At 66.0% G+C, this 15,654-nt stretch carries 12 protein-coding genes, 1 tRNA gene, 1 pseudogene and 1 other annotated feature; of the genes and pseudogenes, 7 read left to right on the top strand and 7 right to left on the bottom strand.

Annotated features, from left to right (window positions below; translation table 11 throughout):
• Window positions 1–103: 103 nt before the first annotated feature.
• From BW981_RS08140 to BW981_RS08115, 6 genes are all read left to right on the top strand, one after another.
• Complete coding sequence (locus BW981_RS08140) at window positions 104–952, top strand: transporter substrate-binding domain-containing protein (protein WP_076437997.1); 849 nt, start codon at window positions 104–106, stop codon at window positions 950–952.
• Window positions 953–1,046: 94 nt separating this feature from the next.
• Window positions 1,047–1,712, top strand: coding sequence for an amino acid ABC transporter permease (locus BW981_RS08135; protein ID WP_076437995.1), 666 nt, complete (start codon window positions 1,047–1,049; stop codon window positions 1,710–1,712).
• 10 nt (window positions 1,713–1,722) lie between these two features.
• Window positions 1,723–2,484, top strand: a complete 762-nt coding sequence (locus tag BW981_RS08130; RefSeq protein ID WP_076437993.1) for an amino acid ABC transporter ATP-binding protein — start codon at window positions 1,723–1,725, stop codon at window positions 2,482–2,484.
• A 38-nt stretch (window positions 2,485–2,522) separates the two neighbouring features.
• Window positions 2,523–3,767: an NAD(P)/FAD-dependent oxidoreductase gene (locus tag BW981_RS08125; RefSeq protein ID WP_244560268.1), complete on the top strand. Its 1,245-nt coding sequence runs from the start codon at window positions 2,523–2,525 to the stop codon at window positions 3,765–3,767.
• Window positions 3,767–4,735 (top strand): hypothetical protein, encoded by a 969-nt coding sequence (locus tag BW981_RS08120; RefSeq protein ID WP_076437990.1) that lies wholly within the window; start codon window positions 3,767–3,769, stop codon window positions 4,733–4,735. The genes BW981_RS08125 and BW981_RS08120 overlap by 1 nt, the downstream gene beginning before the upstream one ends.
• Window positions 4,732–5,889: an alpha-hydroxy acid oxidase gene (locus BW981_RS08115; RefSeq protein ID WP_076437988.1), complete on the top strand. Its 1,158-nt coding sequence runs from the start codon at window positions 4,732–4,734 to the stop codon at window positions 5,887–5,889. Before BW981_RS08120 ends, BW981_RS08115 begins: the two co-directional genes overlap by 4 nt.
• Window positions 5,890–6,183: 294 nt before the next feature.
• Here the strand turns inward: BW981_RS08115 and BW981_RS08110 are convergent, their stop codons facing one another.
• The 7 genes and pseudogenes from BW981_RS08110 to BW981_RS08080 form a co-directional block, all read right to left on the bottom strand.
• Window positions 6,184–7,665, bottom strand: coding sequence for a SulP family inorganic anion transporter (locus tag BW981_RS08110; RefSeq protein ID WP_076437987.1), 1,482 nt, complete (start codon window positions 7,663–7,665; stop codon window positions 6,184–6,186).
• 93 nt (window positions 7,666–7,758) lie between these two features.
• Window positions 7,759–7,814, bottom strand: a sequence feature (sul1 is cis-regulatory element that is thought to sense ions involved in sulfur or methionine metabolism; They are found in Alphaproteobacteria).
• Between the two features lie 85 nt (window positions 7,815–7,899).
• A complete protein-coding gene (locus BW981_RS08105; protein WP_076437985.1) occupies window positions 7,900–10,296 on the bottom strand; it encodes a phosphoketolase family protein in 2,397 nt (798 codons plus the stop codon).
• A 78-nt stretch (window positions 10,297–10,374) separates the two neighbouring features.
• On the bottom strand, window positions 10,375–11,148 hold the full coding sequence (gene fabI, locus BW981_RS08100; RefSeq protein ID WP_076437984.1) for an enoyl-ACP reductase FabI: 774 nt from the start codon (window positions 11,146–11,148) through the stop codon (window positions 10,375–10,377).
• Entirely contained in the window at window positions 11,145–12,338 is a 1,194-nt protein-coding gene (locus BW981_RS08095; RefSeq protein ID WP_076437982.1) for an acetate/propionate family kinase, read from the bottom strand. Before BW981_RS08095 ends, fabI begins: the two co-directional genes overlap by 4 nt.
• Window positions 12,335–13,738, bottom strand: coding sequence for a bifunctional enoyl-CoA hydratase/phosphate acetyltransferase (locus BW981_RS08090; protein ID WP_076437980.1), 1,404 nt, complete (start codon window positions 13,736–13,738; stop codon window positions 12,335–12,337). The genes BW981_RS08095 and BW981_RS08090 overlap by 4 nt, the downstream gene beginning before the upstream one ends.
• 165 nt (window positions 13,739–13,903) lie before the next feature.
• Window positions 13,904–14,275 (bottom strand): annotated as a pseudogene (locus BW981_RS08085) (transposase); the annotation flags it as partial.
• A gap of 323 nt (window positions 14,276–14,598) precedes the next feature.
• Window positions 14,599–14,688, bottom strand: a tRNA-Ser gene (locus BW981_RS08080).
• A 164-nt stretch (window positions 14,689–14,852) separates the two neighbouring features.
• On the opposite strand from BW981_RS08080, the gene modA reads away from it, so the two are divergent.
• Window positions 14,853–15,653, top strand: a complete 801-nt coding sequence (gene modA, locus BW981_RS08075; RefSeq protein WP_076437978.1) for a molybdate ABC transporter substrate-binding protein — start codon at window positions 14,853–14,855, stop codon at window positions 15,651–15,653.
• Window position 15,654 lies beyond the last annotated feature (1 nt).

The following is a 15,654-nucleotide window of genomic DNA, read 5'->3' as shown; positions in this document are numbered from 1 at the left end:
GCGCCTTCGGTGAGGAGGGGTCGGTGACGGACATCCGCGGGGGAAGCGGATGCCTGCCTCACCAATCAAGACGGGGTGCGCCCCGCATCACGGGAGAAGACCAATGACGACACGCAGAGATCTGGCAGGCCTCATCGGCGTCGGCGCGGCAGCGGCCGGTGCGCTCACTCTCGCCTCGGGCGGTGTGAAAGCACAAGCCGCGGGGCAGAACACCTTCGACCGCATCATCGCCAACAAGAAGATGCGCCTCGGCGCTGTGACGTCGAGCGCGCCGTGGTTCGTCAAGGACGCTGCGACCGGCAAGTGGGGCGGCCATTTCTACACGATCGGCTCCGCGCTGGCGAAGGACATGGATGTCGAGCTCGAACTCGTCGAGACGACCTGGGGCAATGCCGTCCTCGATCTGCAGTCCGACAAGATCGACATCATGTTCGGCCTGAACCCGACGCCGAAGCGCGCCATGGCGGTGGATTTCTCGAACCCGGCCTATGACAGCGCGCTCGTCGTCATCGGCAAGCCCGGATTCGAGCCCAAGAGCTGGGCCGACATGAACAAGCCCGAGGTGAAGATCTCGGTCGATCTCGGCTCTGCCCACGATCAGATTGCAACGCTGCTCTGCCCCAAGGCACAGATCACGCGCTTCAAGACGATCAACGAGGCGATGCTGGCGCTGAAGACCGGCCGCGTCGATGCGCAGTGCATCTTCTGGATGGGCGGCGTACGCGCCGTGAAGGCCGATCCCAGCCTGGGCAAGGTCATCGTGCCGCAGCCCTTCTTCGGCTCGACCTCCAATGCCGCCGTGCGCCGCGAGGCCGACAAGACCTGGCTGTTCTTCGTCAACACCTGGATCGGCTATGCCCGCGGTCTCGGCTTGGTGCGCAGCGCCGTGGTCGAGAGCCTGGAGCAGGTCGGCGTGAAGCCGGAAGATATTCCGGCCGGCATCACGCTCTGACGATGCGAAGGCAGGGCCCCCGCGTCTCGCGCGGGGGCCCTATCGACTTTCACGCCTCCTCCGCAGCGCCGCACGTCCGGCGGCAGGATTCAGCATGTCCTACACTTGGAATTTCGACATCGTCTGGGGCTATCGCTGGATCCTGCTGAACGGGACGGCGGTGACCATCGGGCTCACCATCGCGGTCATCGTGCTCGGGCTTGCGGTCGGGCTGGTCGCGGGCATCGCCCAGCTCTCGCGCTCCCCCGTGCTGCGCTGGGTGTCCTGGGCATATATCGAGATGTTCCGGCTGACGCCGCTGCTCGTGCTGCTGCTGTGGTTCTACTACGCGCTGCCGATCGTCACCGGCATCAAACTCGATGCGCTGACGGCCTCTATTGTGACGCTGACGCTCTATGGCGGCTCGTTTTATGCCGAGATCATCCGCGGCGGCATCGTCTCGATCGATCCCGGCCAGACGGAGGCCGGCATGGCGCTGGGAATGACGCCGGCCAGGGTGATGCGCCGCATCGTGCTGCCGCAGGCGATCAAGCGGATGATCCCGCCGCTGATGAACCAGTCCATCATCCAGTTCAAGAACACCTCGCTCGTCTCGGTGCTGGCAGTGCCGGACCTGCTCTACCAGGGCCAGGTCGCGGCTATGGACACCTATCGCGCGCTCGAGGTCTATACGGTCGTTGCGGCGATCTATGTGGTCGTGCTGCTGCCGCTCACCGCCATCGTCAAGCGCGCCGAAAAGCGCCTGGCGCAGAGCAACTGAGGAGGCCGCGATGAGCTACAAGATCGAGGTCTCCGGCCTGCGCAAGAGCTTCGGCGCGCTGACCGTGCTGCGCGACATCAACCTCCAGGTCGAGTCCGGCCAGGTCGTGGCACTGATCGGCCCCTCCGGCTCCGGCAAATCGACCCTGCTGCGCTGCCTCAACCTGTTGGTCATGCCGGAAGGCGGGAAGGTGCGCATCGGCGAGGATGCCTTCACCTTCGGCGACGGCTCGAAGATGCCGGGGACGAGGGAGCAGGCGCGCTTCCGCTCCAACACCGGCATGGTCTTCCAGCACTTCAACCTGTTCCCGCATATGACGGTCGTCCAGAACGTCATGGAAGGTCCGGTTTCGGTGAAGGGCATGCCGAAGCGGGAGGCCGACGCGCTCGCCCGCAAGCTGCTCGCCAAGGTCGGCCTGAGCGACAAGGTCGACGTCTTCCCGAACAAGCTTTCGGGCGGACAGAAGCAGCGCGTCGCGATTGCGCGTGCGTTGGCGATGGAGCCGGAGGTGATGCTCTTCGACGAGGCGACCTCGGCGCTTGACCCCGAATTGGTCGGCGAGGTGCTCGGTGTGATGCGCGATCTCGCGGCCGAGGGTATGACGATGATCATCGTCACCCACGAGATCGGGTTCGCTCGCGAGGTCGCCGACCGCGTCGTCTTCATGCGCGACGGCGTGATCGTCGAGGAGGGGCCGGCGCGCGATGTGATCGGGGCGCCGCAGCAGGAGGCGACCCGCGCCTTCCTCAGCCACTTCCACAACCGCGGATAAGCAGGCCGATGGCGCAGAACCCGCCTCTGACCGTCGCCGTGATCGGCGCCGGCATCGTTGGCCTATGCGCGGCACTGGAGATTCAGCGCGCCGGTCATCAGGTGCTGTTGGTGGAGCCGAACGAGCCCGGCGGCCGGCAGGCGGCCTCATATGGCAATGCCAGCTGGCTCAACCCCGGCGCCATCGCCCCGATTTCGCTGCCGGGGCTGTGGCGCAAGGTGCCGGGCTTCCTGCTGGATCCGGCTGGTCCGTTTACGGTCCGCTGGCGCGATCTGGCCAGCCATGCGGGCTGGCTCGCCCGCTTCGTGGCGGCCGGCAAGAGCTGGGGACTTATCGAGCGTTGCGCCAAGCAGCGCTACCCGCTCTGCAGGGACACCGTCACCGCGCACCAGCGTTATGCCGAGGAGGCTGGCGTTGGCCATCTGATCCAGCAGCGCGGACTGATCTATGTCTATCCGGACCGCAGCGGCTTTGCCGCCGAGCACCGGATCTGGACGATTCGGCGCGAGCTCGGCGTGCGTTTCACCGAAATCGGGGAAACGGAGCTGCGCGGCCTGCTGCCGGAGCTGTCCCCAGCCTATCGCTTCGGCGCGAGGCTCAACGAAGCCGGGCAGATCGCCGACCCGGGGGCTTATTGCGCCGCGCTCGCGCGATTGCTGGTCGCGCGCGGTGGTCAGCTGATCGCTGCGAAAGCGACGGGCTTCGCGATCGAGAACGGCAGGCTTCGCTCTGTCGTGACCAGCAACGGTCCGTTGAACTGCGAGCGAGCCGTTTTGGCTGCCGGCATCGGCTCGACCGCACTGGCCCGCCAGGCGGGAGACCGGGTGCCGCTGATCTCCGAGCGCGGCTACCATATCGTCATTCCCGAGCCGGGATTGACGCTGTCGGCCGGACTGATGCCGTCTGATGGCCAAATGGGCGTGGTCTCGACGCCGCAAGGCTTGCGGCTCGCCGGGCAGGTCGAGCTCGCAGCCCCGGACGCGCCGCCGGATTGGCGACGCGCCGCCATCCTGCTGAGCTATGCCCGGAAGATGTTTCCCGCTCATGCATCGCGTTTCGATGCCGCCGCACACGACCGCTGGATGGGTAATCGTCCCTCGACGCCGGACGGTCTGCCCTGCGTCGGGCCTGCCTCAGGATGCGCTGACATCGTCCACGCATTTGGACATGCCCATACGGGCCTGACGCAGGCGCCAGCAACCGCTAGGCTCGTTGCGGCGATGATCGACGGAGGCGCACCGCTCTTCGACCCCGCCCCCTATTCAGCACGGAGATTCGCCTGATGAGCGAGCGGTTGCTCTACCTCTCCCGCAATGATGTGAAGGGCCTCGGCATCGATCCAGGCGAGGCGCGCGAAGCGGTCCTCGCAGCGTTCCGGGATCATGCGGCAGGCCTGAACCGCAGCCTGCCCAAGAGCGCGCTCGGGCTCGGCCCCGGCCATGGCTTCCAAGCGATGACAGCGGCCTCCCAGCCAAGCGGCATTGCTACGCTGAAATGGGTCTCAATGGCGCCGGTCGGGCCGAACAGCCCGGTGCCTGGGATCAATGCGCTGATCTGCGTCAGCGATTACGAAAGCGGCGCCCCGCTCGCGGTGCTCGACGGCGACGAGATCACGCTGATCCGCACCGCCGCGCTCTCTGCCGCCGCGGCCGCGAGGCTGGCGCCGGCCGCGCCACGGACCATCGGCTTTGTGGGATGCGGCCTGCAGGCCCAAGCGCATCTCGCAGCCTTCAACGCGCTGTATCCCGGTCTCAAGACCGCGCTGGCGTTCAGCCGCAGCCGCTCCTCGGCCGAGAAGCTTGCCCAGGTGGCGCGGACAAGCGGGCTTTCGGCTGAGATCGCGAGCGATGTCGACGACCTGCTGGCGCGCAGCGACATCGTCATCTCGATGGTGCCGGGTGCGCCGGGGCTGAAGCCCTTTCTCGACGCCCGCAGAATGAAGGCGACGGCGTTCGCCAGCGCGGTCGATATCGGGCGCAGCTGGATACCCGAGAGCCTGCCCGCCTTCGATGTGCTGGCGACGGACAGTCTCGAACAGTCGAAGGCCCCTTACGATGTCGACGGCAATCCGGTCGATTCGGTCGCCTTCGGGCATGATCTCGTTGCTCTGGCAGGTACCCCTCATTCGACAGCCCCGGCAGGTCGCTCCTTCTTCTGCTTCCGGGGCTTTGCCTTGGCGGATCTGGCCCTGGCCCATCTGGTCGTCACCCGCGCGACCGAGCGCGGAATCGGGATCTCTCTGCCGCGATGAGCACCTCGTCCGCCTCCTTTTCTCACATCCTCAATGTCGCCGATGCCCGTCGAGCCGCGGCTCGCCGGCTGCCGAAGGGCCTCTTTGCCTATGTCGACCGCGGCAGCGAGGACGAGACTGGGATCAGGCTGAACCGGGAAGAACTCGATGCCGTCAGGCTCGCGCCGAAGGTCCTCGTCGACGTATCGGATATCTCGACCCGCTCCACCATCCTGGGCCATGAGCAGACGCTGCCGCTCGTCATCGCGCCGACGGCGGTCGCGGGCCTGGTCTGGCATGATGGCGAGATCGGGCTGGCTAAGGCGGCGGCCAAGGCCGGCATTCCCTTCTGCGTCTCGACGCAGTCGATCACGCCGATCGAGCGAATCGCGGAATCGGGCGCGCGGCTCTGGTTCCAGCTCTACGTGTGGAAGAACCGGCAGCGTATGCTCGGCCTGCTCGACCGGGCCTGGGCGGCAGGCGCGGAGACCCTCGTGCTGACAGTCGATACGGCCGTCACTCCCAACCGCGAATACAATCTCCGCAATGGCTTCGGGATTCCGCTGAAGGCGTCCTGGCGGGCGGGGCTCGACGTCGCTCTGCATCCCGGCTGGGCGACAGGCGTGATGCTCAAGGCCCTGATGACAGGCGGCGTGCCGAGCTATGCGCATTATCCGGAAGCCTTCCGCTCAAGGCTCGGCCGCGAAGCATTGTCGGACGAGGTCGCGCTCGCCCGCGACGTGACCTGGCAGGATATTGCGGTGTTGCGGAGATATTGGCGCGGCAAGCTCGTGCTCAAGGGCATTTTGCGCGTCGATGATGCGCGAGCTGCAGTCGAGCATGGCTGCGATGCCATCGTCGTATCCAATCACGGTGCCCGCAATCTGGACTGCGCGATAGGTCCCGCAAAGGTTCTGTCGGCGATCGCGGAGGCGGTGGGAGAGCGCATCGAGATCCTGGCCGACAGCGGTGTGCGGCGGGGGGCCGACATCGCTCGGTTTCTGGCCTTGGGCGCGAACGGCGTCATGATCGGCCGCGCACCTCTGTTCGGCCTTGCGATGGGTGGCAGTCAGGGAGCCTCCCGGGTGATCGAGCTTCTGTCATCGGAACTGCGGACCACAATGGGGTTCCTCGGCACACCGGAATTGTCGCGGCTACCCGAAACCGTATGTTGATCTGCGAGGCTGGGAGAGCCTGCGTTGCTGACCTGACTGACAATACCAGAAATTTGGCCCTTTCCCGAGCTTGGCGCCTTCCGCTTTCCGGCAGCGTGGAGGCGGCAACAGCCTTGCTGATGTTTCTCCCGGCGGATCAGTTGCGAAAGGCACCGCGGTAAAGAGCGGAACCGACATCGACCTGTTCATCTCGCTTTTCGCACGACCTGGCGGCAACCCTGGAGACGATCTACGACACCCGCAGCGGCGTATGCGGCGGGGACCATGATTTCGGGAGCGGGTGACACCAGACTATCAGTGACCCGACGAAAGCACTGCGCCCGGCTTGTCGTGCATCGCAAGCTTTTCGATCATCGTCGCGGTGGCCTCGTTGATGCCGATGATCTCGACCGGGATTTCGTGATGCCTGAACTTGAGCACGACGCGATCCAGCGCGTTGATGCTGGTGATGTCCCAGAAGTGCGAAGCGGTCAGATCGATCAGCACGCCCTTCAGATCCTCCTCGCGGAAATCGAAGGCCGAGTGAAATGCCTCGGCGGTCGCGAAGAAAATCTGGCCCGATACGCGATAGGTACGGACCGCGGTCTGCTCGTCGCGGGTCGATGTCATCCCGAAGAACTGAGTGACCTTGTGAGCGAAGAAAAGCCCGCTGAGGATCACGCCCAAAAGGACGCCCTTGGCGAGGTCATGCGTCCACACGACGACGATGACGGTGCCCAGCATCACGATGCTGGAACTGCGCGGGTGGGTGACAAGCGTCTTGATCGACCGCCATTGGAACGTGTTGATCGAGACCATGATCATCACCGCGACCAAGGCGGCCATGGGGATCTGCGCCACGTAGGGACCGAGCACGACGATCAGGAAGAGCAGGAACGCCCCAGCCCAGAGCGTCGAGAGCCTGCCGCGCGCTCCCGAGGACACGTTAATAACGGATTGGCCGATCATGGCACAGCCGGCCATGCCGCCAAAGAAGCCAGCGGTGATGTTCGAGAGGCCCTGGCCGGCGCATTCCCGATTCTTGTCGGACGTCGTGTCCGTCATCTCGTCCACGATGGCCGCCGTCATCAGGCTCTCCAGCAGGCCGACCATGGTCAGCGTCAGAGCGTAGGGCAGGATGATCTTCAGCGTCGCCAGCGTGAACGGGACCTGCGGCAGGGCGAACCAGGGCAACTCGCTTGGCAGCGCGCCCATGTCGCCGACCGTGCGAACGCCGAAACCGAAATACATCGACGCTGCGGTCAGCAGGATGATCGTGATCAGCGGCGAAGGCACCGCCTTGGTCAGATACGGCAGACCGTAGATGATTCCGAGGCCGATGGCGGTCATGACATAGACCGTGGTTCCCATCCCGATCAGTTCCGGCATCTGGGCCATGAAGATGAGGATGGCCAATGCGTTGACGAACCCGGTCACCACCGAACGCGAAACGAAGCGCATTAGGTCGCCAAGCTTCAGGAGGCTGGCCACGATCTGGAAGATGCCGGTCAGGATGGTCGCGGCGAAGAGATATCCGACGCCATGCTCTTTGACCAGGGTGGTCATCACCAGGGCCATCGCGCCGGTCGCGGCGGAGATCATGGCTGGGCGCCCGCCGGCGAAGGCGCTGACAACCGCGATGCAGAAAGATGCGTAGAGGCCGACTTTTGGATCGACGCCGGCGATGATGGAAAAGGCGATGGCTTCGGGAATGAGTGCCAGCGCGACGACGGTGCCGGCAAGAAGTTCGCGCGTGACGTTCGGAGCCCATTCGCTCCGCAAATGTACCAGGTCCATGTGTGTTCAGGCTTCCATTCGCCCTGCTCAGTCGGCAGAGCTCGCAGAACGGCGCAGGCCCTTATACGGACCGTGAAAAGCTACCGTGCATTGCGTTGTCCGGCGGATCGGCGGCCGGAAGAGCCACCCGGATTCTCACCGGGTCCGATCGATGCAGACCCCTTAACCCGGCCGCTTCGTTCAACGCAACGACGTTCCTCGGTTTCGCTTGCGGGGAGTGACCCGGACGAGCGCTTAGGCACGCTCCGCCCAGCGCCATTCCCGCACCTCGGGCATGTCGACGCCGTGCTCGCGGATATAGCGCCCATGCTCGATCAGCTTGTCGCGGATCTCCTGCTTGACGTAGACGGCGGCCGCGCCGAGCGTCGGCACGCGGTCGATGACGTCGGCGACGAGGTGGAAGCGATCCAGCCGGTTGCGCACGACCATGTCGAAGGTCGTCGTCGTCGAGCCCTCCTCTTCGTAGCCGCGCACATGCATGTTGGCATGGTTGGCTCGCTTGTAGGCGAGGCGGTGGATCAGCCAGGGATAGCCGTGATAGGCGAAGATCACTGGCTTGTCGGTGGTGAAGAGCGCGTCGAAATCGGCGTCGGCGAGGCCGTGCGGATGCTGCGATCGCGGCTGTAGCGTCATCAGGTCGACGACGTTGACGACGCGCACTTTCAGATCGGGAAGATGCTCGCGCAGCAAGGTGACGGCCGCGAGGGTTTCCAGGGTCGGCACATCGCCGGCGCAGGCCATGACGACGTCCGGCTCGCCGCCACGGTCATTGCTCGCCCATTCCCAAATGCCGATGCCCTGGCTGCAGTGCTTGATCGCCGCATCCATGTCGAGCCATTGCGGCGCCGGCGCCTTGCCGGCGACGATGACGTTGATCCGGTCCCAGCTCCTCAGGCAATGGTCGGTGACGTGGAGCAGGGTGTTGGCGTCGGGCGGGAGATAGACCCGCACGATATCCGCCTTCTTGTTGACGACATGGTCGATGAAGCCGGGGTCCTGATGGCTGAAGCCGTTATGGTCCTGCTGCCAGACATGGGAGGTCAGAAGGTAGTTCAGCGAGGCGATCGGCCGGCGCCACGGCACCTCCTTGGCCGTCTTCAGCCATTTCGCATGCTGGTTGAACATCGAATCGACGATGTGGATGAAGGCCTCGTAGCAGGAGAACAGGCCGTGCCGCCCGGTCAGGAGATAGCCTTCGAGCCAGCCCTGGCAGAGATGCTCGCTCAGGACCTCCATGACGCGGCCGTCCAGGGCCAGATTCGTATCTTCTGGAAGCGTTTCGGCGTTCCAGGCCCTGCCCGTCACCTCGAACAGCGCCTGCAGGCGGTTCGAGGCCGTCTCGTCGGGGCCGAAGACCCGGAAGTTGGCGCTGGCCTCGTTGGCTTTCATGACGTCGCGCAGGAACCCGCCCATCACCAGCGTCGCCGCGGCCGTGTTCTCGCCGGGCTGCGAGACGGGCACGGCATGGGCCGTGAAGTCCGGCATCCGCAGCGGCTTGCGCAAAGCCCCGCCATTGGCGTGCCGGTTGGCGCTCATGCGCTTGTCGCCGGAAGGAGCCAGGCTCGCGATTTCGGGCTGCAGGCGGCCGGTCTCGTCGAAAAGCTCCTCGGGGCGATAGCTCCGCAGCCAGTCTTCGAGCAGTTGCAGGTGTTCCGGCTTGGACATGTCGCTGAACGGCACCTGATGCGAGCGCCAGAAGCCCTCGCTCTTCAGCCCGTCGACGGTCTTGGGCCCGGTCCAGCCCTTCGGGCTGCGCAGCACGATCATCGGCCAGCGCGGCCGCAGGGTGGCGCCGTCCTCGCGCGCCGCCTTCTGAATCGCCGCGATCCCGGCGAAGGCCTCGTCGAGGGCGGCCGCCATCGCCTGATGCATCGCCTCGGGCTCGTCGCCCTCGACGAAGAGCGGGGCGTAGCCATAGCCGCGCAGCAGCGCCGCGAGTTCGTCGGCGGGAATGCGCGACAGCACGGTCGGGTTGGCGATCTTGTAGCCGTTGAGGTGGAGGATCGGCAGGACGGCGCCGTCCGTGGCCGGGTTGAGGAACTTGTTGGAATGCCAGGACGCCGCGAGCGGCCCGGTTTCGGCCTCGCCGTCGCCGATGACGCAAGCCGCGATCAGATCGGGATTGTCGAGCACCGCCCCAAAGGCATGCGCCAGCGCGTAGCCGAGTTCGCCCCCCTCATGGATCGAGCCGGGGGTCTCGGGCGCGGCATGGCTGGGAATGCCGCCGGGAAACGAGAACTGCCGCACGAAGCGCCGCAGCCCCTCATCATCCTGCGAGATGTCGGGATAGATCTCGCTATAGGTGCCTTCGAGATAGGTGCTCGCGACCACGCCCGGCGCGCCATGGCCGGGGCCGGCAATGTAGAGGACGTCGACATCCCGCGCCCTGATGACGCGGTTGAGGTGGAGATAGATGAAGTTCAACCCCGGAGTCGTGCCCCAATGGCCGAGCAGGCGCGGCTTGACGTGCTCGATCCTGAGCGGTTCGCGCAGCAGCGGGTTGTCGAGCAGATAGATCTGCGCGACGGAGAGGTAGTTGGCGGCGCGCCACCACCCATCCATCAGGTCAAGCGTGGCCGGCGTCAGAGCCGGCGATCGTGTCGCCAGGGCTTCGGCATGGTCTCCGGACATCAGGCTGCTCCGCGTGTTGGTCGATCAAACAAACCGGGGTCGGTCAAGGCGGAAGCGGCGTCGCGCCGGATGGTTCCATCAGGCGATCGTATGGAACCCGCCATCGGCATAGACGACCGAGCCGGTGAGCGAGCTGCCCGCTTCGCTGGCGAGGAAGGCCGCAACGCGGCCGACATCCTCGATGCCGACCAGGCGCCGGGCCGGCGTGCGCTCACGCACCTTGTCGAGCAGTTCGTCGAAGCGGCCGATGCCCGAGGCGGCGCGGGTCTTGATGGCGCCGGCCGAGATCGTGTTGGCGCGGATCCTCTGGCCGGCCAGATCGGCAGCGAGATAGCGCACGCTCGATTCCAGCGCGGCCTTCACCGGCCCCATCAGGTTGTAGTTCTCGACGACGCGGTCGGCGCCGTAGAAGCTGACCGTCAGCAGAGCGCCGCCCTCGCCCATCAGCGGCGCGGCGAGCTTCGCCATGCGGATGAAGGAATGGCAGGAGACGTCCATCGCCAGGGCAAAACCCTCCGCCGAACAGTTGACGAGGCTGGTCTGCAGATCCTCGCGCGGGGCGAAGGCGATCGAGTGCAGCAGGAAGTCGAGCCGGCCCCAATCCTGTTGCAGGCGCGCGAACACCGCCTCGACTTGGCCTTGAATGCGCACGTCGCAGGGTACGACGATCGCAGCCTCCAGGGCCTCGGCCACGGGTTGCACGAAGGGAAGAGCCTTCTCGTTGAGATAGGTGATGGCGAGTTCGGCCCCTGCCTGCCGGAAGGCCGTGGCGCAGCCGGCCGCGATGCTGTGCTCGTTGGCGATGCCGACGACGAGGCCGCGCTTGCCGGAAAGATCGACGATGGGGCTCATGAGCTTGATCCTTCGCGGCCGAGAACAGACAGGGCTTCGTCCGCGATCACCTGCTCTTCGTCGGTCGGGATGGTCAAAGCGCGGATCCGGCTGGATGCGCCGCTGATTGTGCCGGCATTGGCCGCATTGGCGGTCTCGTCCAGCGTCAGGCCGAGCCAGGCCAGGCGCGCGCTCACATCGGCCCGAATCCGCGGCTGGTTCTCGCCGACGCCGGCGGTGAAGACAATCGCATCGAGTCCACCCAAGGTCGTCGCCAGCCTGGCGATCTCGCCGGCGATGCGGAAGGTGAAGAGGTCGAGAGCCTGACTTGCCTCCGGGCGCTCGCTCTCCAGCAATTCGCGGCTGTCGGCGCTGATGCCGGAGACGCCGAGCAGGCCCGACTGGCGGTAGAGCATATCCTCGACATCCTTGACGCGGCGTCCTTGCGTCCCGATCAGATGCAGCAGCACGCCGGGATCGATCGCGCCGCAGCGTGTCGCCATCGGCACGCCATCGAGGGCGGAAAACCCCATGCTGGTGTCGCGGCTGATGCCGCCGTCGAGCCCGCACAGGCTGGCGCCGCTGCCGAGATGGGCCACGACGACTTTTGACCCTGCAAGCGTCGGCTCGCGCCGCGCGAGTTCGGCCGCGATGAATTTGTAGGACAGGCCGTGAAAGCCGTAGCGCTTGATGCCCTCGTCGTGCAGCGCGCGCGGGATCGCGAAGCGGCGCACGACATCGGCATGGCCGCGATGGAAGGCCGTGTCGAAGGAGACTGTCTGCGGCAGTTGCGGACGCAGATGCCGAAGCGCCCGGATCAGGCGCAGGCCCTGCGGCTGGTGCAGCGGCGCCAGCGGGGTCAGGGCATCAATGGCGGCGATCGCATCGTCGTCCAGCCGGACAGGCCCGGCGAAGCCGTCGCCACCATGCACGACGCGGTGGCCGATGGCGGCGACGCTGCCAATATCGAAGTGCCAGGAGAGGCGGGAGAAAGCCTCGCTCACCACCTCGTGGAGTTCGTTGCCGGCTTCCGCCTCCAGCGCGATGTCGAAGGTGTCGGGCCCCTCGCTGAGCGTGAAGCGCAGCGGCGCGCGGCGAAAATCGATCATGCCCTTGCCGACTCGCTGCGCGCCCTTGGGACTCAGCGCGAAGAGACCGATCTTCACCGTGGAGGAGCCGGCGTTGAAGGTGATCAGCAGCTTGCCGGTCATGTGGAAGCCTTTCTCGGTCCGCGCCTTGCGGCGACGAGCTTGGCCAGCGCCGCCGAGGCAATGCGGGTCTTCAGCGAGTCCGAGCGGCTGGTCAGGATGATCGGCACCCGCGCGCCGAGCACCAGGCCTGCCGCATCCGCCCCGGCGAAATAAATCAGCTGCTTGGCCAGCATATTGCCCGCTTCGAGATCCGGCACGAGCAGGATGTCGGCCTGTCCGGCGACAGGCGACACGATGCCCTTGGTCCTTGCGGCGTCGGGGCTGATCGCGTTGTCGAAGGCGAGCGGGCCATCGACGCGCGCGCCTGTGATCTGGCCGCGCGCCGCCATCACGGTCAGCGCGGCGGCGTCGAGCGTGGAGGGCATCTGCGGGTTGACCGTCTCCACCGCGGCAAGCACGGCGACCAGCGGCTGCGCCATGCCAAGCAGGTGCAGGAGGTCGATCGCGTTCTGGCAGATGTCGCGCTTCTGCTCCAGCGTCGGCTGAATGTTGATCGCCGCGTCGGTCACGATCAGCGGCTTGGGATAGGCAGGCACGCTCATAGCGTAGACATGGCTGATGCGCCGTTCGGTGCGCAGGCCCGAGCCCGATGCAACCACGGCGGCAAGCAGTTCATCGCTGTGCAGGCTGCCCTTCATCAGAACCGTGACCCTGCCGGACGCCGCAAGCTCGACGGCCCGCGCCGCGGCTGCATGGCTGTGCTCGACCGACTCGATGGTGATGCCGTCCAGCGAGACCTGCGCTGCCTCGGCGGCGGCACGAATCCTCGCCTCGGGCCCGATCAGCAAGGGCTCCAGCAAGCCCTCGTCTCGGATTTCGACGGCCGCCAGGATCGATTCCGGCGAACAGGGATGGACGATGGCGGCCTGGATCATCGGCAGGGCGCGCGCATCCTGGACGAAGCTCTCATAACGGTCGTGCCGCCGCAGCGAGACTTCGGGCAGCTTCATGCGGGGCCATTCGATCGCGTGAGCGGGCGCGATCACCGTCGCCGTGCCGGTCAGGACCTCCTCGCCGCGCTGGTTGGTGCAGCGTGTGTCGAGCAGGACGATGCGCTTCTCCGGCCGCTTCTCCTGCACGCTCACGGTGGCTGTGATGGTGTCGCCGGGCGCGACCGGCTTGCGGAAGCGCAGATCCTGGCCGAGATAGATCGTGCCAGGCCCGGGCAGCCGGGTGCCCAGCACAGCCGAGACGAGCGCCGCGGTCCACATGCCATGGGCGACGATATGGCCGAAGAGATCCGTCGCGGCGAAGACGGCGTCGAGATGGGCCGGGTTCTCGTCGCCGGAGACTGCCGCAAACAGGTTGATGTCGTCGCGCCCGACGATGCGCACGAGCGAAGCGCTCTCGCCGATCGCCAACTCGTCGAAGGTCCGGTTCTTGATGACGGTCTGGTCCATCAAATCCTCGGCATTACAGGAAGCGTCGTCCAGCCCGGCGGGCGCCCGTTTCATACCCCATGTGAGCGCGGAGCGACGTATTCCCCGACTCGACACGAGGTATGGTTCTTACTTGTCCGCCCACTATGCACCCTCTCACGCAATGTAGGTCTCTCTCCGCAGGTCGAGGAAGGCCCGGACCCGCTCGTCGATCTCCTCGCAGAGCCGGCTGACCTGGCTCTTCGAGATGCCGCTCATCCCCATCGCCTTGACCAGATCGTCGACCGAGCGGGTTAAGGCGCCTTGGATGTAGGCTTCCTGAATCACCGCCGCCAGCACCTTCTCGGCCATGCGGCGGGGCGCGAGGAAGCCCGGAAAGCAGCTGCCCTTCCTCGGCTTGGGGATGCGCAGTTCGACGGTGCCCGCGCGCGCCTCCCTGTCGCGCTTGCGACAACCGTTGCGCTGCGCCAGGCGCTCCGTGCTCCACTCGCCAAAACCGGTGCCGGTCAGGCCGCCGATCTCCAGCTTCATCAGGCGCTGCGCGGCAAAGCCGATCATCTCGCGCAGAAGATCGGCATCGGGGCTCTTCTCCAGCAGACCGCGCAGTTCATCAGCTCGTCGGTCATCGGGGTTGGCTCGGTTCAGGGGGTGGCGTTCGCAACCCGAACCCAACCGGCAATCGCGATGCCCACCCTCAGCTACACCGCGTTACGGGACACGACCGTAATGTCTGCTTCCGCGATGCGGACCTGGATCGAGGAACCGATGCTGCGCCGCAACGCTAAGCCCCCTATAGGGCTCAGCTCTGGGGTGAGAGTCGAGGCGCCAGAATGATCGGCAGGCCGATCAACGAATGTCTGTAGGGGTTTTAGAGGCGTTAGTGGCGGAAGGGGTGGGATTCGAACCCACGGTGGGCTTGCACCCACGGCGGTTTTCAAGACCGCTGCCTTAAACCACTCGGCCACCCTTCCGGCTCGCGTTCAATGCCCAGCCTGAACGGGATTGGCAAGGGTCTGCCTGGGAAATGCGATCGGCGGGCGCGAGGGCGAGGGCAACGCATCGATATTGACTCCCTCGCCTCCGCGCTGCCACGCTCGTTGTATCCAATCGGATACAACGAGCGCCGGAGGCTGGCATGGATCGTCGTATGCTGCTTGCGGGGGGTGTCGCCGGAGCTCTGAGCTTCGGCCGGGCGGCCGGATCCGCTCAGGCCGCCGGCAAGGATATGGTCATTTTCGCGGCCGCGAGCATGAAGACCGCGCTCGACGAGATCGCGGCGGCCTGGGCCAGGGACACCGGCAAGCCTGCACCGAAAATCTCCTACGCGGCCAGCAACGCCCTCGCCAGGCAGATCGAAAGCGGGGCTCCGGCGGATCTGTTCATCTCCGCCGATCTCGACTGGATGGACTATGCGGCCAGCAAGGACCTGATCCGGCCCGCGACGCGCGTCAGCCTGCTCGCCAACCGCATCGTCCTGATCGCGCCGAAGGATCCGCCCAAGACCATCGAGCTCAAGCCGGGCGTCGATCTGGCGGCCGCGCTCGGCGCGGGCCGCCTGGCGATGGGCAATGTCCAATCGGTCCCGGCCGGCAAATACGGCAAGGCCGCGCTGGAAAAGCTCGGGGCCTGGGACAAGGTCAAGGGCAGGATCGCGCAGGCTGACAATGTCCGGGCGGCGCTGCTGCTGGTCTCGCGCGGCGAGGCCCCGCTCGGCATCGTCTACGCCACCGACGCCGCAGCGGACCCGCAGGTCAGGATCGTCGGCACCTTCCCGGAGGGGTCCCATCCGCCGGTGGTGTATCCGGTCGCTCTCACGAAGGAGTCGGCCCATCCGGACGCGCAGGCTTTCCTCGGCTATCTTCGGGGATCGGGCGCGAGATCCGTCTTCGAGAAGCAGGGCTTCACCGTGCTGAACAAGCCAGCCTCGTCATCGTGAG

The sequence above is a fragment of the Allobosea sp. TND4EK4 genome (assembly GCF_900156025.1).
In the GTDB taxonomy this organism is placed as follows: domain Bacteria; phylum Pseudomonadota; class Alphaproteobacteria; order Rhizobiales; family Beijerinckiaceae; genus Allobosea.
The sequence above is the reverse complement of the archived record's forward strand: the minus strand, read 5'-3'. Positions and strand labels throughout refer to the sequence as shown.